General features: G+C 64.1%; 22 protein-coding genes, 3 tRNA genes and 1 pseudogene. 21 read left to right on the top strand and 5 right to left on the bottom strand.

Going from position 1 to position 24,922, the window contains the following annotated elements:
* Positions 1–10 precede the first annotated feature (10 nt).
* Together glyS and FHW92_RS07245 are read right to left on the bottom strand one after the other, a co-directional pair.
* Complete coding sequence (glyS, locus tag FHW92_RS07250; RefSeq protein ID WP_168602574.1) at positions 11–2,065, bottom strand: glycine--tRNA ligase subunit beta; 2,055 nt, start codon at positions 2,063–2,065, stop codon at positions 11–13.
* On the bottom strand, positions 2,062–2,976 hold the full coding sequence (locus FHW92_RS07245) for a glycine--tRNA ligase subunit alpha (protein WP_168602573.1): 915 nt from the start codon (positions 2,974–2,976) through the stop codon (positions 2,062–2,064). Before FHW92_RS07245 ends, glyS begins: the two co-directional genes overlap by 4 nt.
* A gap of 201 nt (positions 2,977–3,177) precedes the next feature.
* Here FHW92_RS07245 and FHW92_RS07240 point away from each other — a divergent pair, with 201 nt between their 5' ends.
* From FHW92_RS07240 to FHW92_RS07205, 8 genes and pseudogenes are all read left to right on the top strand, one after another.
* Positions 3,178–4,092, top strand: a complete 915-nt coding sequence (locus tag FHW92_RS07240) for a TraB/GumN family protein (protein ID WP_168602572.1) — start codon at positions 3,178–3,180, stop codon at positions 4,090–4,092.
* The gene (locus tag FHW92_RS07235; RefSeq protein WP_168602571.1) at positions 4,092–4,964 is read left to right on the top strand and encodes a TraB/GumN family protein; all 873 of its coding nucleotides are present in this window, start codon (positions 4,092–4,094) and stop codon (positions 4,962–4,964) included. Before FHW92_RS07240 ends, FHW92_RS07235 begins: the two co-directional genes overlap by 1 nt.
* A gap of 113 nt (positions 4,965–5,077) precedes the next feature.
* A pseudogene (gene rplY, locus FHW92_RS07230) lies at positions 5,078–5,365 on the top strand (50S ribosomal protein L25); the annotation flags it as partial.
* Between the two features lie 112 nt (positions 5,366–5,477).
* A complete protein-coding gene (gene pth / locus FHW92_RS07225; protein ID WP_168602569.1) occupies positions 5,478–6,044 on the top strand; it encodes an aminoacyl-tRNA hydrolase in 567 nt (188 codons plus the stop codon).
* Positions 6,045–6,187: 143 nt separating this feature from the next.
* Positions 6,188–7,432, top strand: coding sequence for a PEP-CTERM sorting domain-containing protein (locus tag FHW92_RS07220; protein WP_168602568.1), 1,245 nt, complete (start codon positions 6,188–6,190; stop codon positions 7,430–7,432).
* A gap of 136 nt (positions 7,433–7,568) precedes the next feature.
* Positions 7,569–8,669, top strand: a complete 1,101-nt coding sequence (gene ychF / locus FHW92_RS07215) for a redox-regulated ATPase YchF (protein WP_168602567.1) — start codon at positions 7,569–7,571, stop codon at positions 8,667–8,669.
* A complete protein-coding gene (locus FHW92_RS07210; RefSeq protein ID WP_168602566.1) occupies positions 8,669–9,148 on the top strand; it encodes a MaoC family dehydratase in 480 nt (159 codons plus the stop codon). Before ychF ends, FHW92_RS07210 begins: the two co-directional genes overlap by 1 nt.
* Positions 9,149–9,185: 37 nt before the next feature.
* Positions 9,186–10,427 (top strand): ectonucleotide pyrophosphatase/phosphodiesterase, encoded by a 1,242-nt coding sequence (locus FHW92_RS07205; protein ID WP_168602565.1) that lies wholly within the window; start codon positions 9,186–9,188, stop codon positions 10,425–10,427.
* Positions 10,428–10,430: 3 nt separating this feature from the next.
* On the opposite strand, the gene mutL is transcribed toward FHW92_RS07205, so the two are convergent.
* Positions 10,431–12,269: a DNA mismatch repair endonuclease MutL gene (gene mutL, locus FHW92_RS07200; protein ID WP_168602886.1), complete on the bottom strand. Its 1,839-nt coding sequence runs from the start codon at positions 12,267–12,269 to the stop codon at positions 10,431–10,433.
* Positions 12,270–12,402: 133 nt separating this feature from the next.
* On the bottom strand, positions 12,403–12,585 hold the full coding sequence (locus FHW92_RS07195; RefSeq protein ID WP_168602156.1) for a hypothetical protein: 183 nt from the start codon (positions 12,583–12,585) through the stop codon (positions 12,403–12,405).
* Here FHW92_RS07195 and FHW92_RS07190 point away from each other — a divergent pair.
* The 11 genes from FHW92_RS07190 (at position 12,560) to ribH (ending at position 21,639) form a co-directional block, all read left to right on the top strand.
* Complete coding sequence (locus FHW92_RS07190; RefSeq protein WP_168602564.1) at positions 12,560–13,606, top strand: rod shape-determining protein; 1,047 nt, start codon at positions 12,560–12,562, stop codon at positions 13,604–13,606. The two genes, FHW92_RS07195 and FHW92_RS07190, sit on opposite strands and share 26 nt — an antisense overlap.
* Before the next feature lie 78 nt (positions 13,607–13,684).
* Positions 13,685–14,668 carry a rod shape-determining protein MreC gene (gene mreC, locus FHW92_RS07185; RefSeq protein ID WP_168602563.1) on the top strand — a complete coding sequence of 328 codons (984 nt, stop codon included), beginning with the start codon at positions 13,685–13,687 and terminating at the stop codon, positions 14,666–14,668.
* Positions 14,669–15,214, top strand: a complete 546-nt coding sequence (locus FHW92_RS07180; RefSeq protein ID WP_168602562.1) for a rod shape-determining protein MreD — start codon at positions 14,669–14,671, stop codon at positions 15,212–15,214.
* Positions 15,214–17,304 carry a penicillin-binding protein 2 gene (mrdA, locus tag FHW92_RS07175; RefSeq protein ID WP_168602561.1) on the top strand — a complete coding sequence of 697 codons (2,091 nt, stop codon included), beginning with the start codon at positions 15,214–15,216 and terminating at the stop codon, positions 17,302–17,304. The genes FHW92_RS07180 and mrdA overlap by 1 nt, the downstream gene beginning before the upstream one ends.
* The gene (gene rodA / locus FHW92_RS07170; RefSeq protein WP_168602560.1) at positions 17,301–18,419 is read left to right on the top strand and encodes a rod shape-determining protein RodA; all 1,119 of its coding nucleotides are present in this window, start codon (positions 17,301–17,303) and stop codon (positions 18,417–18,419) included. Before mrdA ends, rodA begins: the two co-directional genes overlap by 4 nt.
* A 118-nt stretch (positions 18,420–18,537) precedes the next feature.
* A tRNA-Lys gene (locus FHW92_RS07165) sits at positions 18,538–18,613 on the top strand.
* 27 nt (positions 18,614–18,640) lie between these two features.
* Positions 18,641–18,716, top strand: a tRNA-Lys gene (locus FHW92_RS07160).
* A 27-nt stretch (positions 18,717–18,743) separates the two neighbouring features.
* A tRNA-Lys gene (locus FHW92_RS07155) sits at positions 18,744–18,819 on the top strand.
* A gap of 34 nt (positions 18,820–18,853) precedes the next feature.
* Positions 18,854–19,879, top strand: coding sequence for an acyltransferase (locus tag FHW92_RS07150; RefSeq protein WP_210428396.1), 1,026 nt, complete (start codon positions 18,854–18,856; stop codon positions 19,877–19,879).
* Between the two features lie 43 nt (positions 19,880–19,922).
* The gene (gene ribB / locus FHW92_RS07145; RefSeq protein WP_168602558.1) at positions 19,923–21,206 is read left to right on the top strand and encodes a 3,4-dihydroxy-2-butanone-4-phosphate synthase; all 1,284 of its coding nucleotides are present in this window, start codon (positions 19,923–19,925) and stop codon (positions 21,204–21,206) included.
* A 10-nt stretch (positions 21,207–21,216) separates the two neighbouring features.
* Positions 21,217–21,639, top strand: a complete 423-nt coding sequence (gene ribH, locus FHW92_RS07140; protein ID WP_168602557.1) for a 6,7-dimethyl-8-ribityllumazine synthase — start codon at positions 21,217–21,219, stop codon at positions 21,637–21,639.
* A 58-nt stretch (positions 21,640–21,697) separates the two neighbouring features.
* Here the strand turns inward: ribH and FHW92_RS07135 are convergent, their stop codons facing one another.
* Positions 21,698–23,785 (bottom strand): M13 family metallopeptidase, encoded by a 2,088-nt coding sequence (locus tag FHW92_RS07135; RefSeq protein WP_210428395.1) that lies wholly within the window; start codon positions 23,783–23,785, stop codon positions 21,698–21,700.
* 327 nt (positions 23,786–24,112) lie between these two features.
* On the opposite strand from FHW92_RS07135, the gene FHW92_RS07130 reads away from it, so the two are divergent.
* Both FHW92_RS07130 and FHW92_RS07125 read left to right on the top strand, forming a co-directional pair.
* Complete coding sequence (locus FHW92_RS07130; RefSeq protein ID WP_168602555.1) at positions 24,113–24,277, top strand: hypothetical protein; 165 nt, start codon at positions 24,113–24,115, stop codon at positions 24,275–24,277.
* A gap of 114 nt (positions 24,278–24,391) precedes the next feature.
* On the top strand, positions 24,392–24,919 hold the full coding sequence (locus FHW92_RS07125; RefSeq protein WP_246869990.1) for a MarR family winged helix-turn-helix transcriptional regulator: 528 nt from the start codon (positions 24,392–24,394) through the stop codon (positions 24,917–24,919).
* Positions 24,920–24,922: the final 3 nt, after the last annotated feature.

Raw genomic sequence — 24,922 nt, 5'->3', positions numbered from 1 at the left:
TTGCCCCGCCCTAGCCTTCGATCCGCGAGAAGTCAGCCACTTTGTGCGTTGCAGCACGCAATTGCGACAAAAGACCTAAGCGCGCGGAGCGGATGTCGGGATTGTCAGCGTTAACAATGACGTGGTTAAAGAACTCGTCAACCGCGCTGCGCAAGGAGGCAAGAGCCGCCATGGCCCCGGTGAAATCCTCATCCGCCACGGCTTTTTCCGCACGCGGCGCCGCATCGGCCAGCGCAGCCATCAGCGCCGCTTCGGCCGGTTCGGGCGCAGGATTGGTGACACCCGCGTCCCAGCCCTTCTTTTCCTCGGCCTTGAGGATATTGGCGGCGCGCTTGTAACCGGCCAGCAGGTTTTTACCGTCATCGGTCTGCACAAAGGCTTGCAGCGCATGGACGCGGGCGAGCAGGCGGACGAGATCGTCCTCGCCGCCAAGCGCAAACACCGCGTCGATCAGGTCGTGGCGGACGCCCGCTTCCTTCTGCTGGACCTTGAGGCGATCGGCGAAGAAGGTGAGCAGATCATCGGCAGCGCCATTCACTGCCACGCCCTGATCGCGATAGAGCCCAGCCGCCGCCTCAAACAAGGGCAACAGATTCAAACGCAGCCCGTTTTCCGTAATCAACCGGATCACGCCCAGCGCCGCCCTGCGCAGCGCAAACGGGTCTTTCGAACCGGTCGGCTTGAGATCGGCGCCAAAGAAGCCGACCAGCGCGTCCACCTTGTCGATGATCGCGGTCAGGATCGCGGCGCCTTCCACCGGAAGTTCGTCCGATTGGCCCGCAGGCTTGTAGTGATCGCGGATGGCGGCCACCACCGGCGCGGGCAGACCTTCGGCGGCGGCGTAATAACCGCCCATCAGACCCTGCAATTCGGGAAATTCGCCCACCATTTCCGTGACGAGATCAGCCTTGAGAATGGCGGCTGCGGCGCGGGCATGATCGACGCTGTCGCCCAGCGCGCCCTGAAAAGCGCCCGTCAGCGCAACAAAGCGCTCCTGACGCTGCGCCACCGTCCCCAGCTTTTCATGGAACGTGATGCGCTCCAGCTTCTTGGCCTGCACCGCCAGCGGGGTTTTCAAATCCTGCTGCCAGAAGAAACGCGCATCGGAGAGACGCGCGGCCAGCACCTTGCGGTTGCCCGCGATTATGCCCTCGCCCCCATCGATGGCGTCGATATTGGCGGTGCAGACGAAAGCGTTCGCCAGCTTGCCCGCAGCATCTTCGCAGACGAAATATTTCTGGTTGATGCGCGCCGTCAACTGGATCACCTCGGGCGGAACCTCAAGGAAAGCCTCATCAAACCGGCCCAGCAAGGGCTGCGGCCATTCGGTCAGGCCTGCGTTTTCGATCACCAGACCTTCGTCCTCAACCAAGGTCAGACCGGCGGCCGAGGCCACCTCCTTGGCCTTGGCGCGGATAATGTCCTGCCTCTCTTCGTGGTTCACCAGAACATGCGCGGCGCGCAGGTCATCGGCATAGCTGTCGGCATCGGCCACGCTGACCGCGCCCGAGGAATGGAAACGATGCCCCACCGTCTCGCGGCCCGACACGATGCCGCCAACCTCACATGGCACCACCGCGCCATCGAGCAGCGCAATGATCCCCTGAAGCGGCCGGACCCAGCGCAGGCTCTCGGTCGAAAGCGAGGCGGCGCCCCAGCGCTGGCTCTTGGGCCAGGCAAAACCGCGCACAATGGCGGGGATCGCCTCGGCCAGCACATCGGCCGTCGCGCGGCCCGGCTTTTCGGTCACGGCGAAGAACACGCCATCGCGCTCTTCCAATTGCTCGCGCGTCAATCCGGTCTTGCGCAGGAACCCGGCCAGCGCCTGTTCCGGCGCCGAAGCCTTGGGGCCCTTCACTTCCTCACGCACCGCCTGCGTCGCCACGGGCAGCCCGCGCGCGATCAGCGCCAGACGGCGCGGCGTCGACCACAGCGTCAGTTCACCAACCGCAACGCCCGCCGCCGCCATTTGGCCGCGAAACAGCTTTTCCAGTTCGGCCCGCGCGCCTGCCTGCATACGCGCGGGAATTTCCTCGCTGCGCAGTTCAAGAAGGAAATCGCTCATTTCGTCCACCCCGGAAATTTCACGGCCCATTCGGCCTCGTTCTTCTCGATCCACGCTTCGCACGCGCCCTTGGCCAGATCGCGCACGCGGCCGATATAGCTGGCGCGTTCCTGCACGGAAATCACGCCGCGCGCCTGAAGAAGGTTGAAGAGATGCGACGCCTCAATGGCCTGGTCGTAAGCGGCCAGCGGGATCTTCGCCTCGATGCAGCGCTTGGCCTCGGCCTCGGCATGGGCAAAGCCTTTGAACAATTGCTCGGTGTCGGCCACCTCGAAATTGTACTTCGACATTTCCTGCTCATTCTTCAGGAACACATCGCCATAGGTCACGCCCGCATCATTGAAGCGCAGGTCGTAAACCCAGTCCACGCCCTGAATATACATGGCCAGACGTTCGAGCCCATAGGTCAGCTCGCCCGCAACCGGCTTGCAGTCAAACCCGCCGACCTGCTGGAAATAGGTGAACTGCGTCACCTCCATACCGTCGCACCAGACCTCCCAGCCCAGCCCCCAGGCGCCCAGCGTCGGGCTTTCCCAGTCATCCTCGACAAAGCGGATGTCATGGGCCAGCGGGTCCACACCGATCGCGGCCAGCGATTGCAGATACAGCTCCTGCAAATTCTCCGGCGAAGGCTTGAGGATCACCTGATACTGGTAATAATGCTGAAGGCGGTTCGGGTTTTCGCCATAGCGGCCGTCGGTCGGACGGCGGCTGGGCTGCACATAGGCGGCCTTCCACGGTTCGGGGCCCAGCGCGCGCAGGGTTGTGGCGGGGTGAAACGTGCCCGCGCCCATGCGCATGTCATAGGGTTGCAGAATGGCGCAACCCTGCTTGCTCCAGAAATCATGGAGGGTCAGGATCATGTCCTGAAAGCTCAGCGGCTTTTTGGCCAGAGGTGCTGTTTCGCTCATAGGGCCTGCCTTTGGCGTATGGCCCGCAAAGGGTCAAGGGTGACGGATCAAGGGCGGGAAAAACCCCCTTTTTGCCCGCACAGAGCGTAATTTCCGCCCGCATTAACCTTTCATTCGCTCATTAGCGCAATCGACAGGGGACGCAGGATCTTTATAGGGGCCGCCATGTCGAAGGTCATTCTCCCCCGCCTCATTCGCGCCATGGCTTGTGCCTGGGCGCTGCTGGCCGCTGCGCTGGCATTTGTCACGCCGGCCGCCGCCAAGGTCCAGCGCCATCCCACCCCGGTCGCCAGCCGGCAGGTGGCCAACCCGCATGTCGCCCGCCCGGCCTTGTGGAAAGTGCAGCGCGGGGACACGGTGATCTATCTGTTCGGCACGGTCCACGCCCTGCCCGCCAATATCGACTGGTTCGATGGCGCGGTGGCGCAGGCCTTTTCGGAATCGACCTCGCTGGTGACCGAGATTATCGAGAAAAAACCGGAAGAAATGCGCGCCATCGTGATGGACAAGGCGATGCTGCCGCAGGGCCAGAACCTGCGCGCCACGCTTTCGCCCACCACGCGCAAGGCGCTGGAAAAGGCGCTGGCGGGCAATGGTCTGGCGCCCGCCATGTTTGACGGCTTCCGCCCCTGGTATGCCGCGGTCGCGCTCTCGACCCTGCCTCTGATGAAGTCGGGCTATGATCCGGCCAACGGGGTGGACGGGCGCCTTGTCAAAATGGCGCAGGAGCGCGGGATCGAACATGCCGCGCTCGAAACGCCGGAATATCAGCTTGGCCTGTTCGATTCGCTGCCCGTCGCCTCGCAGCGCGGATATTTGCGCGAAGTTGCGATCAATTCGCCCAAGATCACCACCGAACTGGGCGCGATGATCGCGGCGTGGAAGGTGGGCAATGCCGCGCGTCTGGCCAAACTCATCAACGCCGATCAGAGCGACCCCAAGCTGGCCGAAGCGCTGCTGCTGGGCCGCAACCGCAATTGGGCGGCATGGATCGGAGAGCGGCTGACCAAGCCGGGTAAGGTGTTCATCGCGGTGGGCGCGGGCCATCTGGCCGGACATGGCAGCGTGCAGGAGCAATTGGCCAAGCAGGGCATCATCGCCACGCGGGTTCAGTAATGAAACGAGGCTGGGCCACCCTGGCCGCGCTCTCGCTGGCGGGCGGCGCGATCTGGTATGGGCTGCATCGGCCCGAAACGGTTCATCCCGCGCTGTGGCAGATTGAAGGCCCCGGCGGGCAAAAGGGCTGGCTGCTGGGCACAATCCACGCCCTGCCCCGCGCGGCGGACTGGCGCGAGGGCGCGGTAGCGGCGGCATGGGATGGGGCCGATACGGTGATCGTCGAAATCGCCGCCCTGAATGATGATGCTGCCACGGCGCGGGCGTTCCAATCGCTGGCCCATACGCCGGGCCTGCCCCCGCTGGACGCGCGTGTCTCGCCGCAAAACCGCGCTGCCCTGACGCGGGCGCTGGCCGCCGCCCATGCCAAACCCGCTGATTTTGCCGATACCGAAACCTGGGCCGCCGCGCTGATGCTGGCGCGCGAGGCGGCCACGGGCAACCCGGCCTATGGCATAGACCGCGCCGTTCTGGCCGAAGCGGGAGCCAAGCGGATCGTCGAACTGGAAGGCGCAGGCGCGCAACTGGCCATCTTCGACCGCCTGCCCGAAAGCGCCCAGCGCCGCCTGCTGGACGAGGCCCTGTCCGACGAGCGATCCGATACGCAGCCCCCCGCCGATTTGGCAACCGCGTGGAAGAAGGGCGATGTCGCCACGCTGGCGCAAGAAACCAACCGCGGCATTCTGGCCGATCCGGTCCTGCGCGAGGCGCTCTATACCGGCCGCAACCGCGCATGGAGCGCAAAAATCGCCCAGAGCCTTGCCACCGGCGCGCATCCCTTTGTCGCGGTGGGCGCGGCGCATATGGCCGGACCAGACGGCCTGCCCGCCATGCTTTCCGCGCGAGGCTATCGCGTCACGCGGGTACAATAGCATCCTTGCTTTTCGCCCGCTTTGCGCCTAAGGGCCCGCGCTTGCCCGGCATGGTCATCCCTGGAGGCGTGTCGGGTGTATTTTGGTTCCAGAAGTTTTGAAAGGCTTGTGTTATGAGCAATACCCTGACCCTGCCGGCCGAGACGCGTGCGAAGACTGGCAAGGGAGCCAGCCGCACCCTGCGTCGTGAAGGCCGCGTGCCCGCCGTGATCTATGGTGGCAATGCCGAACCCATCGCGATCCACGTCGAAGCCAAGGAGCTGATCCGTCAGCTCAACACCGGCACTTTCTTCGACGGCGTGATCGAGCTGACCGTTGACGGCCAGACCATCAAGACCACCCCCAAGGACGTCGCCTTCCACCCGGTGAGCGACCGTCCCGAGCACGTGGACTTCCTGCGCGCTTAATTGCGACAGGCGCCGCATGATGCGGCGATGAAACAGGCGGGAAAGATGGCCGGAAGCCGGCCTGTCTTTCCCGCCTTTTCTTTGCGCCAGACGGGAATTTGAAACGATGCAATTGTGGGTGGGCCTTGGCAATCCGGGCGACCAGTACAAGATGAACCGCCACAATGTGGGCTTTATGGCCTGCGATGTGATTGCGGACATGCATCGCTTTGGCCCGGTGCAAAAGAAGTTTCAGGGCTGGCTTCAGGATGGCCGTATCGGCACAGAGCGGGTGATCCTCTTGAAACCAGCCACCTTCATGAACGAAAGCGGGCGTTCGGTGGCCGAGGCGATGCGCTTTTTCAAGCTCACGCCCGATGCGCTGACTGTCTTTCATGACGAACTCGACCTGCCCCCCATGAAGGTCAAGGTAAAAACCGGCGGCGGCCATGCCGGACATAATGGCCTGCGCTCGATCGCCCAGCATATGGGGCCCGACTATCGCCGCGTGCGCATCGGCATCGGCCATCCGGGGCACAAGGACCGCGTGACGGGCCATGTGCTTGGCAATTACGCCAAGGCCGAAATGGACGATCTGGCCGACATGCTGGGCGCCATCGCCGCCGAGGCGCCATGGCTGGCCAAGGGCGATGACGTGCGGTTTATGAATGATGTTGCGCTGCGGCTTGGCTGAATTTCAACGCCATACTTCGTGCGATACTGGCGCGTTGCTTTATCATTAACCGCGCTTCAACCGTTCCTGTCCCATAGATCGCGCCCAATAGATGGCGCCATCGTTGGGCAACCTGCCCCGCCGCGCCGACAGAACGGGGCATTATGGCACAGACCCAGCAACGTGGGCACCAGCAAGGCGCGCACCAGCAAGGCACGCAAAAGCAGAACTGGCTGCTGACCGGCGTCACCATCGGCAGCATCATTCTGGCGATTCTGGGCTGGACGCGCAAAGTGGACTGCGGCTGCCCCAAGGATTTGAACGCCACGGTTTCAAGCGCGGTCAAGGGTCTGGGCGAAGGCATCGGGCAAGGCCATGGCGCAAAAGTGCTCGACGCCAAGGGCATGGCCATCCGCGTCGGCGCGCCCGATACGGGCAAGGCTGCGCCGCTGGGCCGCCCCGCCGTGCTGGGCACCGGCATCGGCGCTTCGGGCAACCCGGCCAATCTGACCAATACACGCGGCCCGCTGGGCGTCGGGCGCGGCATCGGCACGGGCGCGGCCCCTTCGGGCAGCGGCAATCTGCGCGCCGATGGTACACCCTTTGACGGCACCGGCGACGGCTTTGCCCGCAACAACGGCGCCAATGGCATCGGCCCCACCGCATCGCGCGGCACCAGCGGCGGCCCCGGCAACCCCTCGGGCGGATCGGGCGGCGCCTCCAACAGTTCGCTGGCTCCCAACGGCCAGTCGGCAGGCGCCAGCTCCACCGGCGGCACTGGCTCTCAGGGCACCGGCTCGACCTCGGGCGGACAGCAGGCTGTGAGCAGCAGCGGCGGTTCATCGGGCGGTTCAGCCAGCGGACAAGGTTCCGGTCAGGGCCAGGGCGCAACCTCGGGCGGCGTAACCAGCACCAGCTCGACCACGTCGGGCGGCGCGGTTTCCAGCACGGGCGGGTCCACCGGCGGCGCGGCAGCCTCTGGCGGCGGATCGACCGGCGGGCGCGATCCCTTTGGTCCGCGCGATCCCAATATTCGCCCCGGCGGCAATGGCGGACCGGGCGGCGCAACCTCTGGCGGGCGCGGACCTGCGGACGCTCCGGGCGGAGATCGCCCCGGCGCAGGCGGGCCTGACCGCGATGGCCATAGCGGCAATGGCGGGCGCGATCCGGGCGGGCGCGGAAACGGTGAACATGGCAACGGCTGGTTCGACGGCTTCCACTTTGGCGACAAGGACAATGGCAAGGGTGGGGGAGCAGGCGCCACCGATGTTCCCGAACCGGGTACCTTTGGCCTGATGGGTATCGGCGTGGCCGGGCTGGGCTTTGCCTCCTGGCGCCGCCGCCGGGGCAAGGGCGCGGCGGCCGGACAGGGCGAGGAAGCCCAAAGCGAGGAAGGCAAGCCTGCCTGAACCCCACTTTTCCCTTGATTTCGCTCCTTGGCTAGACCATCGCGCGCCCATGATAAGGCCCCGCCGCAGCGGGGGCCAATGGCGCGCGCCCGCCTTGCATAAAGGCAGGCCGCAAGGCGATTAAAAGGATCGAGCGATGGGTTTCAAATGCGGGATCGTCGGCCTGCCCAACGTGGGCAAGTCCACCCTGTTCAATGCGTTGACCGAAACGCAGGCGGCGCAGGCGGCCAATTATCCCTTCTGCACCATCGAGCCCAACGTGGGTCAGGTGGGCGTGCCCGATCCGCGCCTTGACAAGCTGGCCGAGATTGCCGGCAGCCAGAAGATCATCCCCACGCAATTGTCCTTTGTCGACATCGCGGGCCTCGTGCGCGGCGCGTCCAAGGGCGAAGGTCTGGGCAACCAGTTCCTTGGCAATATCCGCGAAGTGGACGCCATCGTCCATGTGCTGCGCTGTTTTGAAAATGACGACATCCAGCATGTCGACAACCGCGTGGACCCGATTTCGGACGCCGAAACGGTCGAAACCGAACTGATGCTGTCCGACCTTGAAAGCCTGGAAAAGCGCGTTTCGGCGGCCCAGAAAAAGGCCAACAGCGGCGACAAGGAAGCCAAGATCCTCGTCTCCGTGCTGGGTCAGGCTCTGGAACTGCTGCGCGAGGGCAAGCCTGCGCGCCTGACCGAGCCCAAGGATGAGGACGAAGCGCGCGTCTTTGCGCAGGCCCAGTTGCTGACCGCAAAGCCCGTGCTGTATGTCTGCAACGTCGAGGAAGAAAGCGCGGCCACGGGCAACGCCTTCTCGGCCAAGGTGTTCGAAAAGGCCAAGGCCGAAGGCGCCACCGCCGTCATCGTTTCGGCCGCCATCGAGGCCGATCTGGTGGGCATGGCCCCCGATGAACGCGCCGAATTCCTCTCCGAACTGGGCCTTGCCGAAACGGGCCTCGCGCGTATCATCCGCGCCGGTTACGAATTGCTCGGCCTGCTCACCTTCTTCACCGTCGGCCCCAAGGAAGCGCGCGCATGGACCGTGGCCAAGGGCTCGAAGGCCCCGCAGGCGGCGGGCGCGATCCACTCGGACTTTGAACGCGGCTTTATCCGCGCCGAAACCATCGCCTATGACGATTACGTCTCGCTGGGCGGCGAAGGGCCGTGCCGCGATGCGGGCAAGCTGCGTCAGGAAGGCAAGGAATATGTCACCAAGGACGGCGACGTGTTCCACTTCAAGTTCAACGTGTGATGAGCGCAGAGTTCCGGACCTTTTTCGAAGACCTCGTGCCGGGCGAAATCCACAAGTTCGGCCGGTATGAGGTCAAGCGCGAGGAAGTCATCGACTTTGCCCGCGCCTATGATCCGCATGAATTCCACCTGTCCGACGAGGCGGCGGCGAACAGCCATTTCGGCCGCCTTTCGGCCAGCGGTTGGCACACTTGCGCAATGACCATGCGGATGATGGTGGATCAGATGCATGAAAAAGGCATCGCCAGCATGGGCGGCGCGGGGGTCGATGAATTGCGCTGGAGCGCGCCGGTCTATCCGGGCGACGTTCTGCGCGTGGAATCGGAATTGCTGGAAAAGCGCCGCAGCCGTTCGCGCCCCGAAATGGGTCTGATCCGGCGGCGCAACACCGTGTTCAATCAGGAAAACCGCGCAGTGATGAGTTTCCTTGTCACCGGCATGATCGCCCTGCGCGATCCGTCAGCCCCCTTTGAGGATTGACGCGAATTTGCAAGATTACGGGTTCAGGACGATGGTCATGAAGCAGTTTTTCCGTCTGATGGCCGCCCTGTTCCTGTCGCTGGCCCTATCGCTGGCTGGGCTGGTTCCGCCCGCCGCCGCGCGCGGCAAGGCGCCCGAACGCATCCCCACGATCCTGATTTCCATCGACGGCTTTCGTCCCGATTATATCAGCCCCGCCCTCACCCCCAATCTGGCGGCGATCGCGGCCAAGGGCGTGTCGGGCACGATGACGCCATCCTTTCCTTCGATCACCTTCCCCAATCACTGGACCATGGCCACCGGCCTGCGCCCCGACCGGCACGGCATCATCAACGGCGCGATGAGCGACCCGGCCCATCCCGGCGTCATCTTCGGCAAATCCAGCGAGCAGCCATGGTGGTGGGACGGCAGCGGCGGCCCGGTGCATGTCGAGCCGATCTGGGTAGCCGCCGAGCGCGCCCATATCCGCAGCGGCATCATGTTCTGGCCCGGATCGACCACGGCCATCGACGGCATCCGCGCCAGCGACTGGCAGGCCTATCACGCCGATCTGCCCAACCATGAACGCGCCGAGGTGGTGCTGGACTGGATGCGTCGGCCCGCCAATATCCGGCCCGGTCTGGCGCTGCTCTATTTTGGCGATGTGGATGTGAACGGCCATCGCCATGGGCCGGGATCGCCCGAAACCATCGCCGCGATCCGTGATGTGGATGCCGCCATCGGCTATCTGCGCCGGGGGCTCGCAGCCATGCACCGCCGGGTCAATATGGTCATCGTTTCCGATCACGGCATGGCGCATACCATTCCCGACCATGTGATCTGGCTGAAGGATTATGTGGCCAAGGAGGATTACGCGCTCGTTTCCTATGGCGGCATCCTGTTCATCAACAATGTGCCGGGGCATGAGGCCAAACTGGCCGAAAGCCTGAAGAAAATGCCCGGTTTCATCCATTGCTGGCGCAAGGGAGAATTGCCGGAACGTTTCCATTACGGCCATAATCCGCGGGTGCCCGACTGGCTGTGCCTGCCCGATCCGGGCGCGCGCATCATGGACGGCAACCCGGAACACCCCGATGACGGCGGCGACCATGGCTATGATCCGGCCAGCCCCGACATGCGCGCGCTGTTTCTCGCCACCGGCCCGGCCTTCCGCCCCGGTACGCATCTGCCCGTGTTCGACAATGTTGCAATCGAGCCGCTGCTGCGCCGGTTAATCGGTCTGGCGCCCGGCAAGGATCGCGACGGGACGGCGGCTCCGGTGGAAAAGGCGCTGCGGTAGGGCCTATTTCCGCCCGAACAATTTCTCAATATCGCCATGCAATAATTTCACCCAGGTCGGCCGCCCGTGGTTGCACTGGCCTGAGCGCGGGGTCACTTCCATCTCGCGCAGCAGGGCGTTCATTTCGGCCACATTGAGCGCCCGCCCCGCCCGCACGCTGCCGTGGCAGGCCATGGTGGCCAGCACCAGATCGAGCCTTTCGCCCAGCAGCAGCGCGTCCCCATTGGCAGCCAGATCATCGGCCACATCGCGCACCAGCGCCTGAACATCGCCCTTGCCCAGCGCGGCGGGGACCGAGCGGGCCAGCATCGCCGTGGGCCCGAACCGCTCCAGCGCCAGCCCGAGCTGCGCCAAGGTCGGGATCGCCTCCTCCAGCCGGTCGCAGCCTGGCTCGTCCAGTTCGATCACCTCGGGCAGGAGCAGCGCCTGCGCGGCGGCCACCTTGTCCCCTGCCCCGGCCGCCTTCAGCCGTTCCAGCACGATACGCTCGTGGGCGGCGTGCTGGTCAACGATCACCAGACCATCCTCGGCCTCGGCAATAATATAGGTGTTGGCGACCTGCCCGCGCGCCACGCCCAGTGGATGGCGAACCGCCTCGGGCGCTGCTTCCTGCGCAGCCTCGGCGCGGCCCATCGGCAGGTCCTGCGCGGGGGCCATCACCTGCGCCTCATAGCCGCGCCATGCCGCGCCCGCCTCGCTGACGCGGTTGGGAGAGGGCGTATGTTGGGGCGCATATTGGCGGGCGAAGAGGCTCGACAGGCTGGGCGCCGGGGCGGGTGCAATCGGTTCAACCTGCCCAATTTCCGATGTCCAAGCGGCCATCGCGGGCGCTGCGGGGGTCTGGGCGGTCTTTTGCCCCGCCCCTTCCAACGCATGGCGCAGACCCGAGACGATAAAACCCCGGATGAAGGAAGGATCGCGGAAACGCACCTCGGTCTTGGCCGGGTGGACGTTCACATCCACCTCCTCGGGCGGCACATCGAGGAACAGCGCCAGCACCGCATGACGATCACGCGCCAGCATATCGGCATAGGCCCCGCGCACCGCGCCCACCAGCAGGCGATCCTTGACCGGGCGGCCGTTGACAAAGAGATATTGGTGATCCGCCACGCCCCGGTTGAACGTGGGCAGGCCCGCCACCCCGGTCAGCCGCGCAGGGCCACGCTCCAGCTCGATAATCACCCCATCCTCGGCCAGTTCGCGCGCGACGATCTGGGCCACGCGGGCCGGGCCGCTCTGCCCCGGCTGGACCGACAACACGCGCCGCCCGTCATGCTCCAGCACAAAGCCCACTTCCGGCCGCGCCATGGCAAGGCGGCGCACCACATCGAGGCAGGCGGCATATTCGCTGCGCCCGCTGCGCAGGAATTTGCGCCGCGCCGGGATTTTGGCGAAAAGATTGTCCACCCGGATCCGCGTGCCGGGGGGCAGCGCGGCGGGCGCGTCCTCGACCACCTCGCCATGATCGACCACCCGGCGCCAGCCCTCGGCGGCGCCACGCGGGCGGCTCTCGATGGAAAAGCGCGCAACGCTGGCGATGGAGGGCAAAGCCTCGCCGCGAAAGCCAAGGGTCGTGACCAGTTCGATGGCCTCGTCGGGCAATTTCGACGTCGCATGCCGCTCCAGTGCCAGCGCCATCTGATCGGGCGCCATGCCGCAGCCATCGTCGGTCACCTCGATGGCGTCCAGCCCGCCATCGGACAGGCGCACGCTGATCTGGCCAGCGCCCGCGTCGATGGAATTTTCCATCAATTCCTTGAGTGCGGAGGCAGGCCGTTCGACCACTTCACCGGCGGCAATGCGGTTGACCAGATTTTCGGGCAGGCGGCGAATGATTGGCATAAGCCCCATATAGAACGCCTTGATGCAAAGCGCAGGACGCCGCAGCGAGAATTTCCACCGATTTTCCGCAAATGCATAGGGCCAATCGCCACCGCGTTGGTGCAATCGTCACACGAATCAGCCATGGCCAAGATCAAGCGAAAGCGATTCGCGCCGATCCGTTGACGCATTGCAGGACAGGGCCAACAAATTTTTGGCCTTTATGCTGCTCATGCGTTATGGAGCGGCGCGCCCACACCCAAATATCCTGCCGAACGTTCAGAATGTCCGGCAAAGCCACGGAAGCCTCGATGTCGTCCTTTTTCTCGCGTTTCATGAAATTCGGTTCGCAAAACATGGCCATCGACCTCGGTACGGCCAATACGCTTGTCTATGTGCAGGACCGGGGAATCGTGCTGAACGAGCCCAGCGTGGTGGCCATCGAGACGATCAACGGTAACAAGAGCGTCAAGGCCGTGGGCGACGATGCCAAGATGATGATGGGCAAGACCCCCGACAGCATCGAGGCGATCCGCCCCCTTCGCGATGGCGTGATTGCCGACATCGAAATCGCCGAGGAAATGATCAAGCATTTCATCCGCAAGGTTCATGGCAAGCGCAGCCTGTTCCGCTACCCGGAAATCGTGATCTGCGTGCCTTCGGGCAGCACCAGCGTTGAACGCCGCGCGATCCGCGATGCGGCCAGCAATGCGGGCGCGTCTCAGGTTTACCTGATCCTCGAACCGATGGCTGCTGCGATTGGCGCCGATATGCCCGTGACCGAGCCGGTCGGTTCGATGGTGGTCGATATCGGCGGCGGCACGACCGAGGTCGCCGTGCTTTCACTGCGCGGTCTGGCCTACACCACCTCGGTGCGCGTGGGCGGCGACAAGATGGACGAAGCCATCGTTTCCTATGTCCGCCGACACCACAACCTTCTGATCGGCGAAGCCACGGCCGAGCGCATCAAGAAGGATTACGGCATCGCCGTGATGCCCGCCGACGGCATTGGCGAAACGATCCACCTCAAGGGTCGCGATCTGGTCAATGGCGTGCCCAAGGAGATCACGATCACGCAGGCCAATATCGCCGAAGCGCTGTCCGAACCGATCAGCGCGATCATCGAAGGTGTGCGCATCGCGTTGGAAAACACCGCGCCCGAACTGGCCGCCGACATTGTCGATCAGGGCATCGTGCTGACGGGCGGCGGCGCGCTGATCAAGGGTCTGGACGATTATCTGCGCGAGGAAACCGGTCTGCCGGTGTCGATCGCGGAGGATCCGCTGTCCTGCGTGGCGCTGGGCACCGGCCGCGCGATGGAAGATCCGATCTATCGCGGCGTGTTGATGACGGCCTGATAGTTTGAGTTTTTGTTCCCTGTCCGCCGTCGGCATAGGGCCACGGCGGACAGATAATGCGTAGGAAAGGCGGGATGCATGGCTCCGCCAGGCAACCGGCGCCCGGGCTATTCGCGCAGGGCGCATAACAATATCTTCTTTGCCTATGTGGCCGCTGCGGTGGGCACGGTGGTGGGCGGCGCGCTGCTGTTTGGCTCGATGGGCAACACCGGCAATTTCGCGTCCCTGCGCAATCTGGCCAGCGATGTGACCCAGCCTGCGGCGCAACTGACGGCGCAGGGGCGTTCGGCTGCGGGCGGCGCATGGGGCGTGGCGGCGGGCTATTTCACCTCCGGCCCGGAAAATGCGCGGCTTAAGAAAGAGGTCGCGCTGGGCCGGGTGCAGGCGGTCGAGCTGGCGGCGGTGAAGCAGGAGAACGAGCGGCTCAAGGCCATGCTCGGCCTGACATCGGACACGCCCAAGCCGATCGCTTTTGGCTGGCTGGTGGCCAGCACCAGCGCCAGCGCACGCCGCTATGCCACAATCTCGGTGGGCAGCCTTCAGGGCGTGAAAAGCGGGATGCCGGTGCGCACGCATCAGGGGCTGATCGGGCGCGTGCTCGAGGTCGGCCTGCATTCGGCGCGGGTGCTGATGATCACTGATCCCGAAAGCGTGGTGCCGGTGCGCCGCGCCAGCGATTCCATCCCCGCCTTTGCCACCGGCAAGGGCGACGGCACGCTGCAATTGCGCTTGCTGACGCTGGGGATCAATCCGCTCAAGGTGGGCGATGCCTTTGTGACGTCGGGTTCTGGCGGGCTGTATTGGCCCGGCGCGCCGATTGCGGTGGTCTCCAGCCTGACGCGCGACGGGGCGATTGCCCGCGTGCTGGGCGATCCGGCGGTCAGCGAGATGGTGGCCGTGCTGCCCGCATGGGCGCCGGGCGATGATCCCACGCTGCCCCCGCCCGCCGATCCGGTGAAGGCCAAGGCGGACGCCGATGCCGCAGCCAAAGCCGCCGCCAAGGCCGACGCACAGGCCAAAGCGACCGCGGCCAAGGCCGCCAAGCAAAAGGCGGCGCAATAAATGCCCGCCAACCGCCTCTTGCGGGGCAGCGCGCGCCAGATCAGCCGCGCCCCCTCGCCGTTGATCGCCTATGCCGCGCCTTGGGTGACGGTGGCGCTGGCCTCCTGCCTGCCGGGATGGCCTCTGATCTCGATGGCGCCGATCATGCCGCCGCTGGGTTTTATGACGCTGCTGGCATGGCGGCAATTGCGGCCTGGGTTGCTGCCGGTCTGGGCGGGCGCGGTGCTGGGGATGGTCGATGACCTGTTCAGCGGGGCCCCCTTTGGCGCGGCCATGGCGCTCTGGTCGATCACGATGATCGTAATGGATCTGATCGAGGCGCGTTTTCCATGGCGTAATTTCCTGACCGACTGGCTGGTGGCGGGGGTGTTTATCGCCGCCTATCTGGCGCTGGGCTGGGTGATTGCGGGCCATTCGGGCGGGGCGATCGCGCCTGCGCTGGTCGTGCCGCAAGGGCTGGTGGCGCTGTTGGCCTATCCGATGGTGGGGCGCACGGTCGGCCTGATCGACCGCTGGCGATTGATGCGATTCCGGGTGCTGGGTTGATGGCAAAGCGCAAGAAAGCGCCAAAACTGATTACGCCGGCCATGCTGCGCGACAGTTTCGACCGTCGCTCCATGGTGGTGGGCGTGCTGCAGGGCGGGGTCGGCCTGCTGCTGGCCACGCGCATGGGTTATATCGCTCTGGCCGAGAGCCAGAAATATCAGATGATGGCGGAGAGCAACCGGGTCAACCTGTCGCTGATTCCGCCGCGCCGGGGCTGGATTCTCGACCGCGACGGACAGCCCATCGCCAGCAACCGCGCCGATTTCCGCGTCGACCTGATCCCTGACCGGGTGATCGAAAAGGAAAAGACGCTGGAGGAACTGGCCAAGGTGCTGGGGCTGGACGAGATCGCGCTGCAGGATGTGCGCGACCGGCTGGACAAGGCGCGCGGGTTTCAGCCCGTCGAGGCCGGATCGCATTTAAGCTGGGAACAGTTCGCCGCGATTTCGGTGCGCCAGCCCGATCTGCCCGGCGTGGTGCCCCAGCGCAGTTTCTCGCGCTATTATCCCTCGGGTCCCTGCGTGGGCCATCTGGTGGGCTATGTCGGCGCGGCCAATGCCAAGGATTATGAAAAAGAGCACAACCCGCTGCTGATCACGCCGGGTTTCAAGATCGGCAAGGACGGGCTGGAAAAGGTCTATGACCAGACCCTGCGCGGCCAGCCCGGCGCCCGGCGCACCGAGGTGACCGCCAGCGGCAAGATCGTGCGCGACCTGGAAACGCGCGAGGATGTGCCGGGGCAGCCGATCAAGCTGACGGTCCATGCCGGTTTGCAGGAATATGCCGCGCGCCGCATCGGGGTGGAAAGCGGCGCCTGCGTGGTGATTGATTGCCTGACGGGCGACCTCCTGTGCTTCGTTTCCATGCCCAGTTTCGACCCCAACAGCTTTACCGACGGGGTCGGGCGGCTGGAATGGAAGATGCTGTCGGACGATGACCATGTGCCGTTGCGCAACAAGCTGCTGCATGGCCTTTATCCGCCCGGATCGACGGTGAAGCCCACAGTCGCGCTGGCCTTTCTGGAGGCGGGGCTTGACCCCAAGGCCAGCGTCAATTGCTCGGGCGGGCTGCGCGTGGGCAACCGCGTGTTCCACTGCTGGCAGCACCATGGTCACGGCAGCGTGGACATGGCCAAGGGCATCTATCAGTCCTGCGACGTCTATTTCTATCACTTCGCCCAGCAGATCGGCATGGACCAGATCGCGCGCACGATGCGCAAGATCGGCTATGGCCAGAAATTCCCCCTGCCCTATCCCAGCCAGTCCTATGGCACCGTGCCCGACCCGGCGTGGAAGATGAAGAAATATGGCAAGGAATGGGCCGTTTACGATACCGTGAACGCCACCATCGGCCAGGGTTATGTGCAGGTGAACCCCTTGCAGCAGGCGATCATCGCCAGCCGTCTGGCCAGCGGCAAATTGCTGATGCCGCGCCTGATGCATGAGGATAAGCCCGCCGCGCCTGCTTCGCTTGGCGTGCCGCAGGAACATCTCGATTTCATCCATTCCGCCATGCACGAAATGGTCAACGGGCGCGGCACCGGCCATGCGGCCAAAATCCCCATTCCGGGCGTCGAACTGGCGGGCAAGAGCGGCACGGCGCAGGTCGTGGGCCTGAACATCGGCAATGGCAAGGGCGGCCTTTGGCGCCACCGCGACCATGGCCATTTCATCTGTTTCGCGCCCTTTGACAAACCGCGCTATGCCTGCGCCGTGCTCGTCGAGCATGGCGGCGGTTCGGGCGCGGCCATGCCGATCGCGCGCGATGTCATGACCTATATGTTCGACCAGCAGAAGGCGTGGGACGCGCTGACCAAGCTGGAGGCCGGATGGGGCGGCACGCCCCAGCAGAGGCAGGCCACCAAATATCGCGCCTATGCCGCCGAATATGGCGTCTCCGCCCCCGCCGTGCAGGACAGCGACGAAGCCCTGGCGCGCGAGAGCGAGGCCGACGCGCGGCCCATGCCCCAGCCGATCCAGTCGGATGCAGCCCCGCCCGCGCCCGAGCCCGTGGCCGATGACACGCCCGCCCCGGCGCCATCCCCCAGCCCCGGCGCGACGACCAATCCAGCGGCGAGCCAGCATCCATGAGCATGCATGTCATCCCCACGCCTCTGCGCGGCCTGCCATGGCGGGTGCTGATCCCGCTGACGGCGCTGGTGCTGTTTGGCGCGACGGTGCTGTGGTCGGCGGCGGGGGGCCATTGGTCGCCCTATGCGTGGAAGCATATTTTCAACTTCGGCCTGTTCCTGTCGCTGGCCATCGCGATTTCGCGCCTGCCGGAACGCGCCTTTCGCCAATCGGCCTATCCGATCTATGGCGGCCTCGTCTTCCTGCTGATGCTGGTCGAGGCGGTGGGCAAGGTCGGCGGGGGCAGCCAGCGCTGGCTCAACATCGGCTTTATGAACCTCCAGCCATCGGAATTGATGAAGCCGGGGATCGTGCTGGTGATGGCGGTGTTTTATGCCAGCCTGCCGCCCACGCTGATCCGCAGTTGGCGCGCTCTGGTGCCGCCCTTGATCCTGCTGGGGGTTCCTGCCGCGCTGGTCATGCTCCAGCCCGATCTGGGCACGGCGCTGGCGATCTGTTTTGGCGCGGTGGTGGTGGTGTTCCTGTCGGGCGTGCCGATGTGGTGGTTTATCAGCGGCGGTGCGGCGGCGGCGGTGGTGGCTCCGCTTGCCTTCTTTTTTGCGCTGCATGATTATCAGCGCAAGCGGGTGCTGGTCTTTCTGGACCCCGAAGCCGACATGCTGGGTTCGGGCTATCACATCACCCAGTCGAAAATCGCCATCGGTTCGGGCGGCTTTTTCGGCAAGGGGCTGGGCAATGGCACGCAGAGCCATCTGAAATACCTGCCCGAGGCGCATACCGACTTTGCCTTTGCCACCATGGCCGAGGAATGGGGGATGATCGGGGGGCTGTTTATCCTCTTCGTGTTCTTTGTCGTGCTGTTCCGCTGGGGCATGGGCGTGGCACGGCGCGCGCCCGACCGCTTCAGCCAGTTGCTGGCCGCAGGGATGACCGCGACGATCTTTTTCTATGTGGCGATCAATATGATGATGGTCATGGGCCTTGCCCCTGTGGTGGGTATCCCCCTGCCCTTTATCAGCCATGGCGGGTCCTCGATGATGACCAATATGATCTGTATCGGCACGATCATGGCCGTTGACCGCTGGGGCAAACGCGCGGGCAGCAGGCTGGGCTGAGGCCCGATCAACAAGTCACGCAATTTTTTTGAAAGAATCACTTGCGCGCCCGCGATCACACGCTAAAGGGGGCGCCTCCGGAGGGAAGCCAACCAAGCTTCCCCGTAAAAACCGGTACGGACGCATAGCTCAGTTGGTAGAGCAGCTGACTCTTAATCAGCGGGTCCTAGGTTCGAGCCCTAGTGCGTCCACCACGGTTTTTTCGCCTTTACGGCATGGATGGACGCATAGCTCAGTTGGTAGAGCAGCTGACTCTTAATCAGCGGGTCCTAGGTTCGAGCCCTAGTGCGTCCACCAAAATCTTCTGGCCCTTTTGGCACAGACGGACGCATAGCTCAGTTGGTAGAGCAGCTGACTCTTAATCAGCGGGTCCTAGGTTCGAGCCCTAGTGCGTCCACCACCCTTTCCTGACAGATCACTTTCCATTTGCCGCGATGGTCGATAGTGGCCGCGCCATGGCCCATATGCCCTCCCCTTCGATCAAGCGCCTGCCCGGTCTGGAACTGCTGCGGCTGGTGGCGGCTTCCTGCGTGCTGCTGCTGCATGTGCGGGCGGTGTTTGGCGGGCAAAGGGTGTTTGGGCTGGGCTATCTGGGGGTCGATTTCTTCCTGATGCTTTCCGGCTTCCTGATGGCGCGGGTGCAGGAGCCGAGGCTGGCCCATGGGGCGGCGCCATGGTCGTTTCTGCGGCGGCGCTTCTGGCGGCTGTGGCCGATGATGGCGCTGGGCGGGTTGATCGGGATGCCCCGCCTGTGGCTGCGCTCGGCGGACATGTATAATTTCCTGCTGGCGGCGCTGCCCAATATGGCGCTCCTGCCGGTGTGGTGGTGGACCTTTGCCTTTCCGCTCAACATTCCGGCATGGACGATGACCTGCGAGCTGGCCTGCAATGCCGCCCATGTGCTGGGCCTGTGGCGGCTGCGGCGTTTGTGGCTGATTGCGCTGGCGGCGGGGCTGCTGATGGCGGACGGGTGGATCTCGTGGCATTTCCACGGGCTGGACGTGGGGCCAAAAAGCGACAATTTCTTCTGGGGGGCGCTCCGCTGCCTTGCCGCCTATGTGCTGGGCATCGTGCTGGCGCGCTGGTGGCAGGAAGAGCCTGCAGTGCCGGTGCCGTGGTGGATGGCGCTGCCGCTGATGCCTGCGCTGCTGCCGCTAGTGTGGTGGACAAAGACGCAAGGCTGGTGGTTCGACATCGGCTTTGTCGTGCTGGCCTGCCCGTTGATGATCGCGGGCGCCATGCGGCTCGACAGGTTTCACCGCGCCGCGCTGTGGCTGGGCCGGATCGCCTTCCCGCTCTTTGCCCTGCAAATGCCGATTCTTCAGGGCATCCGGCAATTGGGCGGCAATTACTGGATCGGGCTGGGCGTGGCGGCGGCAGCGGGGGTCTTGGTGGCGGTTTTGGCCGCGTATATATCCGCCTGGCGCATACTGAGAAGAAATAATGTGATGGTGATGTGATGCACCTCTTGAAATCACAGTCCCATGTGATTACCTCACATTCATGACACAGAACATCATCGATCGCGTTCGCCGCCTCGTCAACGAAGGGGGCATGACCCGCGCCGGTCTGGCCCGCGCCGCAGGGCTTCATGCTAACACCCTGCGCGATGTCAACGAGCCGGAATGGAACCCCACCGCCGAAACGCTGGGCAAGCTTGAGCGTTTCCTTGACGAGAGCGACGAGACCCCGGTGCTGGTCAGCATCGAGGAAATCATCGAGGAAGCCCGCAACGGGCGGATGTACATCCTTGTCGATGACGAAGACCGCGAAAACGAAGGCGATCTGATTATCCCGGCCCAGATGGCCACCCCTGCTGCGATCAACTTTATGGCCACTTATGGCCGCGGCCTGGTCTGCCTTGCTCTTTCGCATGAACGTGTGGACCAGCTTGGTCTGGAACCGATGAGCCGCCGCAACGGCACCCCGCTGGGCACGGCCTTCACCGTCTCGATCGAGGCCAAGGAAGGCATCAGCACCGGCATTTCCGCCGCCGACCGCGCGCGCACCGTCTCGGTCGCCATCGACGGCAGCAAGGGCCCGGCCGATATCGTCAGCCCCGGCCATGTCTTCCCCCTGCGCGCGCGTCCAGGCGGCGTGCTGGTGCGCACCGGCCATACCGAGGCGGCGGTGGACATTTCGCGCCTTGCGGGCCTCAACCCTTCGGCCGTCATCTGCGAGGTGATGAGCGATGACGGCACGATGGCGCGTCTGGACGACCTGCTGCTGTTTGGCCGCCAGCATGGCATCAAGATCGCCACGATCCGCGACCTGATCGCCTATCGCCGCAAGCATGACCGTATGGTCAGTCTGAAGTCGGAAACCTCCTTCAAGAGCCGTTTCGGCGGTGACTGGCAGGCCCGCGCCTATGCCAACAAGGCGACCGGCGAGGAAAATCTCGTCCTGCTCAAGGGCCGCATCGACCCCAGCAAGCCCACGCTGGTGCGCATGCATTCCACCTCGATGTTCAGCGATCTGCTGGGCGAGGACAGCCCGCGCGCCAATTTGCTGCACCGCTCGATGGAAATCATCGGCGAGGAAGGCGCGGGCGTGATCGTTTTCGTCAACCGCCCCCATTCGGAGGTGTCCAAGTCCTTCGAATATCGCCAGCTGGCGATCGACGGCAACACCAAGCCGCTTGAGGAATTGCGCGATTACGGCGTGGGCGCGCAGGTTCTGGCCGAGCTGGGCATCCATGAGCTGGTGCTTTTGACCAATACGCATCATACGCTTGTCGCGCTGGAAGGTTATGGGCTGACCATCACCGAAGAACGCCGCATTGATTGAAGGACCTATCATGGCCAAGTTTCTGATTGTCGAAGCCCGCTTCTATGACCACCTCAACGACATGCTGGTCGAAGGCGCGCGGGCCGCGCTGAAGGCGGCGGGCCATAAGGTCGATGTGCTGACCGTGCCGGGCGCGCTGGAAATTCCGGGCGCCATCTCGCTGGCCGAGGCTTCGGGCGAATATGAGGGCTATGTGGCCATCGGCGTGGTGATCCGGGGCGAAACCTATCACTTCGAAATCGTGGCGGGCGAAAGCGCGCGCGGGATCATGGCGCTGACCATGGACGGCATTGCCATCGGCAACGGCATCCTGACGGTCGAGAATGAAGAGCAGGCGATTGTGCGCGCCGATCCCAAGCAGAAGGACAAGGGCGGCGAAGCGGCCAAGGCGGCCCTCGCCCTGCTGGCGCTGAAGGAAAAGTTTGGCGCGTAAGACGCCGGACAGAATAGGAAAAAGGGCGCGGTGGTCATCCCATCCGCGCCCTTTTCTTTTACCAGACCTTCACCCGCTTGGCGGGCGGCAGATAGAGCTTGTCGCCCGGCTTCACATTGAACGCCTTGTACCAGTCATCGACATTGCGCACGGTCAGCGCGCGGTACTGGCCCGGCGCATGGCCATCGGTGGCGATCTGGGCGCGCAGGGCGGCCTCACGCGCCTTTGTCGCCCAGCTCTGCGCAAAGGCGAGGAAGAAGCGCTGGTCCCCCGTCATGCCGTTGATGACCGGCGCGGGCTTGCCCTTGAGCGAGGCGTGATAGGCATCGAGCGCCGCAGCCAGCCCTGCCACATCGGCAATATTCTCGCCCAGCGTCAGTTCGCCCTGAACATGCAGGCCGGGGAAAGGCTCATAGGCGCTGAACTGATCGGCCAGCGCCTTGCCCGCCTGTTTGAAGCGCGCCATGTCGGCCGGCGTCCACCAGTCGCGCAGACGGCCCGAAGCGTCGAAGGCCGCGCCATTGTTGTCAAAGCTATGGCTGATCTCATGCCCGATCACCGCCCCGATCGCGCCATAGTTGAAGGCAGCATCGGCCGCCGGATCATAGAACGGCTTTTGCAGGATCGCAGCGGGGAAATTCAGCGCGTTCTGCACCGGCAGATTGACCGCATTGACCAGTTGCGCATTCATCCACCATTCGCCCCGGTCCATCGGCTTGCCGATCTTGGCCAGTTGCAGGTGATATTCGTTGAGGCCCGCCGCCTTGGCATTGGCATAGGCATTGTCGGGGCTGAGTTTCAGCGCCGAATAGTCCTTCCACGTGTCAGGATAGCCCACGCCCACGACAATGCCGCGCACCTTGGCGATGGCCTCCTGCTTGGTGGCAGGCGCCATCCAGTCGAGCCGCGCGATGCGGGTGGCAAAAGCCTCCTTGATGCCCGACACCATGCCCTGAATGCGGGCCTTGTCGCTGGCGGGGAAATATTGGCCGACATAAAGCCGCCCCAGCGCATCGCCCAGCGCACCATTGAGCGCGGCAATCGCCCGGCGTTCGCGGCTGCGCTGCACCTTTACGCCCTGCAGAGCCTCGCCATAGAAAGCAAAGCGGTCATCGTCGATCTTCGTGGGCAAGACCGAGGCGTATTGGTTGACCTGATGATAGGCCAGCCAGTCCTTCCACACATCCAGCGGCTCGGAAGCGACCAGCGCGGCGATGCGCGGGATCGACTGGTCGTGAAACGCGGCAAAGCGGTCCTGATGGGGCAGACCGGCGGCGGTGAAGAAAGCCTCCCAATCGATGCCGGGCGCCTTGGCGGCAAAATCGGCGCGGGTCCATTCGGCATTGGCGTGCTGGAAATCCTCGCTCTGCTCGCGGCTTTCATGGGCCTGCGCAATTTTGCTTTCCAGATCGTAGATCTTCTGCGCGCGTGCTTCGGCATCAGCAGGCGTGGCGGCCAGACCGGCATCGGCAAGGATCGTGGCAATATAGGCGCGGTATTTGGTGCGAATATCGGCCATCCTGGAGTCGGCCGAGAGGTAATATTCGCGCTCCGGCAGGCCAAGCCCCCCCTGCAATACATAGGGCATCACCGCTGTACCATTAAGGGATTGGGTGATGAACAGGCCGAAGAGGTTCTCGGTCTGAAAATCGGTGGCATTAAGGGGATCTACGTCGGCGCGGACCTGCGCGCCCAGCACCCGGGACAGATCAGCCTTGTTCGCAATCGCAGCAAATGCGGCCAGATCGCCCTGCACCGGAGCCATGCCCGCCGCGTTGATCGCCCCCGTATTGAGATAGGCGCGATAGTAATCCTGGATCAGCGCGGCATCGCTGCCGGGCTTGGGATGGCCCGCCACAACCCCGGCCACCAGCGCGGTGATTCGCTTTTCGGTCGATTGATCGGCGATATAGAAGCCGCCGACCGAGGCTCGATCAGCCGGAATCGCGGTTTCGCGCTCCCAGGTGCCATTGGCGAAGAGGTAAAAATCATCTCCGGGGCGGATAGAACGATCCATTCCGGATGTATTCAACCCCGCCGAAGCCCCCTTGGGCGCCCCCTCGGCATGGGCTGCCATCGGTGCGGCCAAGGCCAAGGGGCAAAGGCCAAGCGCCAGCGCCCGGCGGAAAATTGCAATCTTGGGCATTATCCTGTCCTTACAATATAATAGCGCCATTCCCCCTCTCGGGTTTCCCTGCATAGACGCCGCGCGCCGGGCGCGGTCAACAAGTTACACCGATGTCAGTAAGGTCGCCATGGCGCTGGAGATAGGCCAATCGGTGGGTTTGAATAGTCCAAATGTGGTGAATCTGCACAAGACGCCAATGTCCTTGACGATATACATAGGTGTAATCACCTAAAGCCCCTTGTTCAAATGCGAACCACGCCTGCCTATCGAACAATATCGATCATCAACAATGCCCCGATGCAGAGCAATCTGCAATCGAGCGCAATGTCCAGAAACAGGGATAGCATGGACCGGACCGACGACTCTCTCGCGCTGATGCAATGCCTGCGTAACGCCCTCGACCGGCTGGACGCCATTAATGCCTTTACCGCAGCTGCACACTTGGACGCCTGTTTGCACGCATTGAGCGATTACTTCATTTCCGACGAAAATCACTCGAAAGGCGATTAATCGGTATTCCCCCTAATATTCCCGGCGGCCCCCCTTCGGCTAAACTACGCAGACACCAGTAGCTATTTCTGCTGCTGCCATGTTTTGCTGCTAGTATGGGGGACATCGCAAAGGATGAACTGGACCGACAGAAATCCTGCCGCGCTGGCCAGCGCGGCGCCTCAGATCTGGAAAGAGCCCGAGGGCACCCAGCCCGTCAATCAACGCCTGCGTACGCTGGCGCAATCGCTGCTCAATGCCGCCATGGAACTGGAAAAGGCGCCGCCTGCGGCGCCGGTTGACGATGGCGGGGCCGGTATCGTCGCAAGGCCCAAATCAGACCCGGCCGAACAGGCCCAACAGCTCTATCGCGAACGCCGCCGCCGGATCGAGGCGTTCGGCGACGACACTCTGTTTGGAGAGCCCGCGTGGGACATCCTGCTCGACCTGTTCGTGGCCGGAGAGCGCGGCAAGCGCGTGGCCGTGACCAGCGCCTGCATCGGCTCCGGCGTGCCCAGCACGACGGCGCTGCGCTGGCTCAATGTGCTGGAGGTGCGCGGCATGGTCGAGCGCGAGGATGACAATCACGACGCGCGGCGGTCCTTTGTGCGCCTGACCGCCAAGGCGCGGGCGATGATGCTCGAATATTTCGCCAACCTCTGACGC

Source organism: Novosphingobium sp. SG707, from assembly GCF_012275515.1.
In the GTDB taxonomy this organism is placed as follows: domain Bacteria; phylum Pseudomonadota; class Alphaproteobacteria; order Sphingomonadales; family Sphingomonadaceae; genus Novosphingobium.
Note: the sequence above shows the minus strand (reverse complement) of the source record. Positions and strands in the feature narration are given on the sequence as shown.

Coding starts and splice junctions, on each gene's coding strand:
- FHW92_RS07125 (WP_246869990.1), top strand. CDS start 24,392: ATGAACTGGACCGACAGAAATCCTGCCGCGCTGGCCAGCGCGGCGCCT.
- rodA (WP_168602560.1), top strand. CDS start 17,301: ATGAGCATGCATGTCATCCCCACGCCTCTGCGCGGCCTGCCATGGCGG.
- mutL (WP_168602886.1), bottom strand. CDS start 12,269: ATGCCAATCATTCGCCGCCTGCCCGAAAATCTGGTCAACCGCATTGCC.
- FHW92_RS07205 (WP_168602565.1), top strand. CDS start 9,186: ATGAAGCAGTTTTTCCGTCTGATGGCCGCCCTGTTCCTGTCGCTGGCC.
- FHW92_RS07245 (WP_168602573.1), bottom strand. CDS start 2,976: ATGAGCGAAACAGCACCTCTGGCCAAAAAGCCGCTGAGCTTTCAGGAC.
- FHW92_RS07130 (WP_168602555.1), top strand. CDS start 24,113: ATGGACCGGACCGACGACTCTCTCGCGCTGATGCAATGCCTGCGTAAC.
- FHW92_RS07210 (WP_168602566.1), top strand. CDS start 8,669: ATGAGCGCAGAGTTCCGGACCTTTTTCGAAGACCTCGTGCCGGGCGAA.
- glyS (WP_168602574.1), bottom strand. CDS start 2,065: ATGAGCGATTTCCTTCTTGAACTGCGCAGCGAGGAAATTCCCGCGCGT.
- ribB (WP_168602558.1), top strand. CDS start 19,923: ATGACACAGAACATCATCGATCGCGTTCGCCGCCTCGTCAACGAAGGG.
- FHW92_RS07220 (WP_168602568.1), top strand. CDS start 6,188: ATGGCACAGACCCAGCAACGTGGGCACCAGCAAGGCGCGCACCAGCAA.
- pth (WP_168602569.1), top strand. CDS start 5,478: ATGCAATTGTGGGTGGGCCTTGGCAATCCGGGCGACCAGTACAAGATG.
- FHW92_RS07190 (WP_168602564.1), top strand. CDS start 12,560: ATGTCGTCCTTTTTCTCGCGTTTCATGAAATTCGGTTCGCAAAACATG.
- FHW92_RS07135 (WP_210428395.1), bottom strand. CDS start 23,785: ATGCCCAAGATTGCAATTTTCCGCCGGGCGCTGGCGCTTGGCCTTTGC.
- ychF (WP_168602567.1), top strand. CDS start 7,569: ATGGGTTTCAAATGCGGGATCGTCGGCCTGCCCAACGTGGGCAAGTCC.
- FHW92_RS07235 (WP_168602571.1), top strand. CDS start 4,092: ATGAAACGAGGCTGGGCCACCCTGGCCGCGCTCTCGCTGGCGGGCGGC.
- FHW92_RS07150 (WP_210428396.1), top strand. CDS start 18,854: ATGGTCGATAGTGGCCGCGCCATGGCCCATATGCCCTCCCCTTCGATC.
- ribH (WP_168602557.1), top strand. CDS start 21,217: ATGGCCAAGTTTCTGATTGTCGAAGCCCGCTTCTATGACCACCTCAAC.
- FHW92_RS07180 (WP_168602562.1), top strand. CDS start 14,669: ATGCCCGCCAACCGCCTCTTGCGGGGCAGCGCGCGCCAGATCAGCCGC.
- mreC (WP_168602563.1), top strand. CDS start 13,685: ATGGCTCCGCCAGGCAACCGGCGCCCGGGCTATTCGCGCAGGGCGCAT.
- mrdA (WP_168602561.1), top strand. CDS start 15,214: ATGGCAAAGCGCAAGAAAGCGCCAAAACTGATTACGCCGGCCATGCTG.
- FHW92_RS07240 (WP_168602572.1), top strand. CDS start 3,178: ATGGCTTGTGCCTGGGCGCTGCTGGCCGCTGCGCTGGCATTTGTCACG.
- FHW92_RS07195 (WP_168602156.1), bottom strand. CDS start 12,585: ATGAAACGCGAGAAAAAGGACGACATCGAGGCTTCCGTGGCTTTGCCG.